The organism is Streptomyces sp. SID1328 (assembly GCF_009865595.1).
Taxonomy (GTDB): Bacteria; Actinomycetota; Actinomycetes; order Streptomycetales; family Streptomycetaceae; genus Streptomyces; species Streptomyces griseoluteus.
On the sequence record NZ_WWKH01000342.1, the window covers coordinates 1 to 1,019 of the forward strand.

The following is a 1,019-nucleotide window of genomic DNA, read 5'->3' on the forward strand; positions in this document are numbered from 1 at the left end:
GGCGCCGGCTCGGACGCGGCCGACAGCGCCGACCTGTGGTCCGGTCTCGGTCCGGCCGCGCCGCTGGGGACGCCCGCGCGGGTGCCCACCGGGCCGCTCGCGGGGATGCTCGGCAACCTGCTGTCGTTCGAGGTGTTCCGGCTGGTGACACAGGCGCTGCCCGCCGAGACCCGTAACCAGGTCGTCGTGCAGGACCTGAACTCCCTGGACGTGCTGGCCGAACCGCTGCTGCCGCACCCCCGCTGCCGGTTCTGTACCGCCGGGGAACCCAAGGCTCCGGACGGGGCCGCGCTGCGGGTGCCGCACCCGGACGACGAGCCGGTGGCACTGCCCGCCGACGGCCCCGCGGACGAGGCGGCGGCCAAGGGGGCGCTGGCCGCGCTGGAGCTGCGGGACGTGCTGGTCCGCGAGGCGGCCGGGGTGTTCGGCGGCTATGCCGACGACGACTGGGAGCAGACCCCGCTCAAGGTGAGCACCGTACGCCTGGGCGTCTCTCCCGGCCGCGTGCGCGAGGTCTCCGCGATCGACGTGCACCATGTGGCCGGGGCCCGGCTCGCCGCGCTGTTCCGGGGCGCGGAGGTGTACGCCGAGCATGTGGTGCCACCTCGGGTGGGCGGCCGGGGGGGCCGGGTCGCGCCGGCCGAACTCGCCCTGTCCAGTGGACTGGAGGCGCCCGTGGACCGGGTCGCCGCCTGGTCGGAGGCGAGCTCGCTGCTGGACGGGCGGACCGTGCTGGTGCCCACGGGCGCGGTGCGCACCCTGGGCGGCTGGAACGACCAGGGCCTGTTCGAGCGCACCTCGGCCGGTACGGGCGCCGCGGGCACCCCCCGCGCGGCCCTCGCCCGCGCCCTGCGCTCCGCCCTCACCGACGACGCCCTGCGCCGGGCGATCCGCAGGACAGCGCCGGTACGGCTGGTGGACCTCAACTCCCTCATCGATGACGCCGAGTTGCTGTTCCTGCTGCGCTCGGCGGAGAACCTGGGCGTCACGGTGGAGGTGCTGGACCTGACCGGGGCGGG

The 1,019-nt window shown here is 76.3% G+C and carries 1 protein-coding gene; it reads left to right on the forward strand.

Going from position 1 to position 1,019, the window contains the following annotated elements; all coding sequences use genetic code 11:
* Nucleotides 1-1,019 (forward strand): YcaO-like family protein (locus tag GT030_RS10220; protein ID WP_161200824.1); only part of this gene is annotated, 1,019 nt, incomplete at both ends.